6 protein-coding genes are annotated in these 4,428 nt (G+C 47.0%); 2 read left to right on the top strand and 4 right to left on the bottom strand.

What is annotated here, in order from left to right; translation table 11 throughout:
- Positions 1-561 precede the first annotated feature (561 nt).
- Both O9332_RS05570 and O9332_RS27960 read left to right on the top strand, forming a co-directional pair.
- Entirely contained in the window at positions 562-789 is a 228-nt protein-coding gene (locus O9332_RS05570; protein WP_012265763.1) for a hypothetical protein, read from the top strand.
- On the top strand, positions 786-1,058 hold the full coding sequence (locus tag O9332_RS27960; RefSeq protein WP_353853410.1) for a hypothetical protein: 273 nt from the start codon (positions 786-788) through the stop codon (positions 1,056-1,058). Before O9332_RS05570 ends, O9332_RS27960 begins: the two co-directional genes overlap by 4 nt.
- Here the strand turns inward: O9332_RS27960 and O9332_RS05565 are convergent.
- The 4 genes from O9332_RS05565 to O9332_RS05550 form a co-directional block, all read right to left on the bottom strand.
- A complete protein-coding gene (locus O9332_RS05565; protein ID WP_288024153.1) occupies positions 1,006-1,653 on the bottom strand; it encodes a class I SAM-dependent methyltransferase in 648 nt (215 codons plus the stop codon). The two genes, O9332_RS27960 and O9332_RS05565, sit on opposite strands and share 53 nt — an antisense overlap.
- Before the next feature lie 100 nt (positions 1,654-1,753).
- Complete coding sequence (locus O9332_RS05560; RefSeq protein ID WP_002731874.1) at positions 1,754-2,107, bottom strand: DUF1257 domain-containing protein; 354 nt, start codon at positions 2,105-2,107, stop codon at positions 1,754-1,756.
- A 134-nt stretch (positions 2,108-2,241) separates the two neighbouring features.
- Entirely contained in the window at positions 2,242-3,753 is a 1,512-nt protein-coding gene (gene ycf46, locus O9332_RS05555; RefSeq protein WP_190723084.1) for a stress-responsive protein Ycf46, read from the bottom strand.
- A 53-nt stretch (positions 3,754-3,806) separates the two neighbouring features.
- Positions 3,807-4,157 carry a slr0373 family blue light stress response protein gene (locus tag O9332_RS05550; protein ID WP_012265766.1) on the bottom strand — a complete coding sequence of 117 codons (351 nt, stop codon included), beginning with the start codon at positions 4,155-4,157 and terminating at the stop codon, positions 3,807-3,809.
- Positions 4,158-4,428: the final 271 nt, after the last annotated feature.

Here is a 4,428-nt window from a genome sequence, read left to right as displayed (position 1 = left end):
AATAGGCTTTTCGAGGGTAATTCTTGTTTTAATTCTCCATGTACGCAGTCTTTAAAAGCCTCTATTTCGTTCCAAGACACGATTAAGAGTGGCTTTTAGGCTAAGTATAATTACTTATCGCGTAAGTGAGATGCTCCCGGCGAAGCATTCGGATAGAAAATCTCCGGTTTCACCGATAGGTTATTGCCCGAATGCTTCGCCCCTACAGGACGCGGGCCGATGAAGACGCAAAAATCTTGCACCTGTTTCGCTCGTAAAGCCACAAAACCCCTACCTTGCCTACATTTCACATTTATTCAGCAAACCCTATTTAAACTGCTTATTCTTAGATTAGCCGAATCTCCTCCAATTCCTTTACTGTTGCCTCTTGCCTCGTCTCAACAAGCAATTTAAATTACGAACAGCTTATTAATGCTTGAGCAGCCCTCAGAAGCCCTTTTATTGAAGCCCGTTATTCCCTAAAGTCGTTGACAATAAAGCTATAGACAAACTTAAACCGTTAGATTGCAAGAGTAGAAAAAGTAGTAAAATAGTTCAATACCCGTAAAACATGAACAAAACATGACTACTCTATTGCAAAAAGCATTCACAGAAATCCAGAAACTGCCAGAGCATCTTCAAGATGAACTTGCTCAACAATTGCTGGAAGATATTGAAGGTGAATTAAAATGGCAGAAAAGCCTTTCCAACGAAGATATGGAATTGGGAGCTTTAATAACAATGGCACAGGAAGCTCTGATAGAAGAACAAGAGGGGAGAACAGAAGATAAAGGCTTTGGGGAAGAATGAAGTCATCCAGAACCAAGAGGTTTCGTCAACTTTTTCTAAGTTTGCCGCAAAGGGTACAAGAAACAGCCAAGAAAAATTACCAGATTTGGAAAGAAAATCCATTTCACCCCAGCCTAGAGTTCAAAGAGGTGAAACCAAGAGAAAAAATCTGGTCAGTCAGAGTCGGCATTGGATGGCGAGCATTAGGGATTAAGAATTCAAACGATGACTATAATCCTAGAGAGGATTCTTTTTCCCTATCACTGCATAGAAGGGATCGGCAACCATAATTCCTAACATTTGCAGGAAACTGGGGGTAGTAGCAGGACGAACGATCGCCTGTACTTCCCTAAATCCCGCCACCGATTTAAAATAGGATTTCACTAACGCTACCCGGCCTAAATCGCTATTATCGCGCCAAGCAGCGATCGCTTTTTGGTAAAACATCCGATTGGAAAAACTAACCACCACCAGACCATGAGGCTTTAAAATGCGATACAGTTCCGCAAAAATCGCCTCTGGATACTGCAAATACTGCACCGACACCGTGATTAACACCGCATCAAAAGAACTATCCCCTAGGGGCAATTTTGGCTGTGCATTGAGGTCTTGGACAAAATAACTATGCAAGCGGGGATTTTTGGCTAACTCCTCCCCATTCATCCCGTGACCTTCGATATGCTCAAATTCCATCTCCTCCGGTAAATGGGACACCCAGCTGCTCATCAGGTCTAAAATGCGTGTATTCGGCGATAAGATCTCTCGGTAGAGAGCGGTTAATCGATCGATAAAACCCTCATCCACGTGGGTGACAAAGCGGGGAAAAGCATAAAAATCGCTGTCTTTCGTCGGATCGAGTTTAGTTCTTTCTTCGGGTCGGAGCATTTTTGTCAAGTTAATTTTACTATTCTTAACATACCCCACAGACAGAAAAAAGGGTTAACCGAACTGGTCAACCCCTAGGCTTGGGAACGCGCTGTAAATCTTAGCTTTGAACGACTAGCTTAACGTTAGCGTTTTGCAGACCGCGCTGTTTCACTTCGGATAGGGTTTTGTTCACAGCGTATTTTTGGTTGATCGAGTTGATCAATTCGGTTTGATTGTGTTTTTTGGCCACACCCCAGAGGTCAGCGATTAAATCGAAACTGCCGTCGGTATTGCGGGACCAACCGAGATCATATTCGCCATCGAGAACAGCAACGATGTCGGAGCGAACCCGTTGACCGTTGTAACCACGAACATCAGCTTCGGTTTTTACGCTAATACCGAGGTCGCGGAGAGAAGCTTTGAGGATTTCGGCATCGGTGATTTTGGTCCGGAGAGTGCTAAAATGAGACATTGGAATTTCCTCTTTGTAGATAAGAATCAACAACAACAGATTGAGAGTTAAAGAGTGCCGCCAAGCGGCTTTTCGAGGCATTGCTAGTCCCTGAGAACTAGCCTTTCATCCCGTTGGGAGCGGGCGAAAGTCTGTTAGAACTCCAATCGCTGGTACTCAGCGACGGAGGCCGAAGCAGGTCGGGCGCGTTGTCTGGCCCAATCACGCAGGGCCGTCACCTGTTCGGTCATGGTGCGAGATAGGGGCAGAGTCGCCTTAATCGCCGCAATAATGTCTAATTGCGTGAATTCGCGATCTTGGGCGAAGGCCTCATACATGGCGGCAATCAGCGCCTGTTCTATTTCCGCACCGGAAAACCCATCGGATACCTTGGCTAACTGCTCCAAATCGAAGCGAGAAATGTCGGAGCGTCGTTTAGTCAGGTGAATATTAAAGATATCTTGTCTTTCTTCGGAATTGGGCAAATCGACAAAGAAGATTTCATCGAAGCGCCCCTTGCGGAGAAATTCCCCGGGTAGCCGTTCAATCCGGTTAGCTGTGGCCATGACGAAGACGGGTGAGGTTTTTTCCTGCATCCAAGTCAGGAAGGAGCCGAAGATGCGGCTAGAGGTTCCCCCATCGGAATCGGCGGAACCTGTGCCACCGGCAAAAGCTTTATCTAATTCATCGATGAAAAGAATGGCCGGAGAGATGGATTCAGCAGTTTTTAGGGCATTACGCAGGTTAGCCTCAGACCGTCCCACCATGGAACCATCGTAAACCCGTCCCATATCTAAGCGCAGGAGCGGTAAACTCCAGAGGCGCGAGGTGGTTTTAGCGATTAAGGACTTACCACAGCCTGGTACTCCTAAAATTAGCATCCCTTTCGGTTGGGGGAGTCCGTAACCTCTGGCTCTTTCTGTAAAGGCGTTTGATCGCTGTTTTAACCATTTTTTTAATTCTTCCAGACCACCGACGGCGTTGATGGTCTCGTCTTCTTCAACGTATTCTAAAATTCCGTTGCGGCGAATCAGTTGTTTTTTCTCGGAAAGGACGATTTCTACCTCGTCTTCCGTCAATTTGTTCGCTTTTACATGGGCTTTGCGGTAAACTTTTTCGGCTTCATCTTTGGTTAAGCCTAAGGCCGCTTTCAGGAGTTTTTCCCGGACCTCTGTGGTGGTACGACGATTTTGATTTTTGCCTAGGTGTTGCGAGAGAACTGTATCTAACTCTCCCATGTCCGGCAGGGGAAAATCTAGAACTACTACGTCTTTCTCTAGTTCTATGGGGACTTCTTGCAGGGGAGACATTAAAATAATGATTTTTTCGGTTCCTTTAAAGCTTGCGATCGCATCTCTCAACCAGCGAGTGACTGGAGCGGAAGTGATGAACGGATGCAGGTCTTTAAATATATAGATGCCCGCTTCCCGTTGACGCACTACCCATTCGATCGCCGCTTCTGGCGACACGGTATTATGTTGATTGGTTTGGCGCGGTTGACCCTGTTCGATCATGCCGTGGGTGACAGTCCAGACAAACACCCGTCGATGTTGTGTATTTAGTTGGGCTATTTTGCTGATGGCTTCTTCCGCCCTTTCCTCCTCGGAGGTGACGAGGTAAATCAGGGGATACTGAGCCTTGACGAGAATTTCTAGCTCTTCTTTCATAACATCGACCCTATTTGTGGTAACGGTTTTGACCTTGGGCGGCTACCGAGAGTTTAGCAGGGAACTAAGGCTGCTTCTCCCTCTGCGGTTCCTTGAGCGCCAACGGGTTCGGGAACTTCGAGCGGGAACTCGTCGCCGACTATTCCGGGCTGGCGTTTGATTGACCTTAGCCGATCTTCTTTCATCACTAAGGCGGCATCACACTCGGGACAGACATGAACCTGATAGGTTTTGCCATAGGCGGCGGCTTCGATTTCTTCTACCTTTTCGGGGTATTTTAGGTAGAAAGCGATCGCTTTTTCCACCAGCCCTGACATCGATTCTTCATCGATCGCGGCTCTTATTTTTAGTTGACGATGGACTCCAGGGGGAAGGTACAGTGTGACTTTTTGCTTGTCTTGCATATCACTAAATTGGTTTACCCGGGTATGTGTTCTTACTATAACCACTGTCTTTCCCTCCTGTCAAGATGGTAAGCTGTTATGACAGCATAATTGTAACATTTCTTTACAATTGTTGGAGAAGTGGGGAAGTGGGGTGTAGGGTGTGGGGTGTAGGGTGTGGGGTGTAGGGTGTGGGGTGTAGGGTGTAGGGTGTAGGGTGTAGGGTGTAGGGTGTAGGGTGTGGGGTGTGGGGTGTAGGGTGTGGGGTGTAGGGTGTAGGGTGTAGGGTGTG

The sequence above is a fragment of the Microcystis sp. LE19-10.1B genome, assembly GCF_027530565.1.
Classification (GTDB): domain Bacteria; phylum Cyanobacteriota; class Cyanobacteriia; order Cyanobacteriales; family Microcystaceae; genus Microcystis; species Microcystis aeruginosa.
The sequence above is the reverse complement of the archived record's forward strand: the minus strand, read 5'-3'. Positions and strand labels throughout refer to the sequence as shown.

What these genes read in the sequence shown, in the direction of transcription:
- O9332_RS05570 (WP_012265763.1), top strand. Translation starts at nt 562, where the DNA reads ATGACTACTCTATTGCAAAAAGCATTCACAGAAATCCAGAAACTGCCA.
- O9332_RS27960 (WP_353853410.1), top strand. Translation starts at nt 786, where the DNA reads ATGAAGTCATCCAGAACCAAGAGGTTTCGTCAACTTTTTCTAAGTTTG.
- O9332_RS05565 (WP_288024153.1), bottom strand. Translation starts at nt 1,653, where the DNA reads ATGCTCCGACCCGAAGAAAGAACTAAACTCGATCCGACGAAAGACAGC.
- O9332_RS05560 (WP_002731874.1), bottom strand. Translation starts at nt 2,107, where the DNA reads ATGTCTCATTTTAGCACTCTCCGGACCAAAATCACCGATGCCGAAATC.
- ycf46 (WP_190723084.1), bottom strand. Translation starts at nt 3,753, where the DNA reads ATGAAAGAAGAGCTAGAAATTCTCGTCAAGGCTCAGTATCCCCTGATT.
- O9332_RS05550 (WP_012265766.1), bottom strand. Translation starts at nt 4,157, where the DNA reads ATGCAAGACAAGCAAAAAGTCACACTGTACCTTCCCCCTGGAGTCCAT.